General features: G+C 43.4%; 1 tRNA gene and 1 rRNA gene. Both read right to left on the bottom strand.

The window, feature by feature from the left end:
* Positions 1–50: 50 nt before the first annotated feature.
* A tRNA-Met gene (locus tag L3V42_RS18090) sits at positions 51–127 on the bottom strand.
* 52 nt (positions 128–179) lie between these two features.
* Positions 180–295, bottom strand: a 5S ribosomal RNA gene (rrf, locus tag L3V42_RS18095).
* Positions 296–463: the final 168 nt, after the last annotated feature.

A 463-nucleotide genomic window follows, 5' to 3' on the forward strand; every position in this document is an offset into this window, starting at 1 on the left:
GACCTCCTGCGTGACAGGCAGGCATTCTAACCAACTGAACTACCGGACCTTGGTTGCGGGGGCAGGATTTGAACCTGCGACCTTTGGGTTATGAGCCCAACGAGCTACCGGACTGCTCCACCCCGCGATAATAAGAAATATGCAATTATAATTCATGCATAATATTATAATACTTTTATGCCTGGCAACGTCCTACTCTCGCAGAGACAAGGTCTCAACTACCATCGGCGCTGGAAAGCTTAACTGCTGTGTTCGGTATGGGAACAGGTGTGACCTTTCCGCCTTCATTACCAGACATATACTATATTATAACAAAATTTAACTCTGATGCAAGAGTATATTCATACCCTGAAAACTAAATAAGAGTAAATCACGACATCAAAATATAGAAGTTAGTTAAGTCCTCGATCGATTAGTATTCGTCAGCTCCACATGTCACCATGCTTCTACCTCGAACCTATCA

This window comes from Oceanobacillus alkalisoli (assembly GCF_022213125.1).
GTDB classification, from domain to species: Bacteria; Bacillota; Bacilli; order Bacillales; family Amphibacillaceae; genus Oceanobacillus; species Oceanobacillus alkalisoli.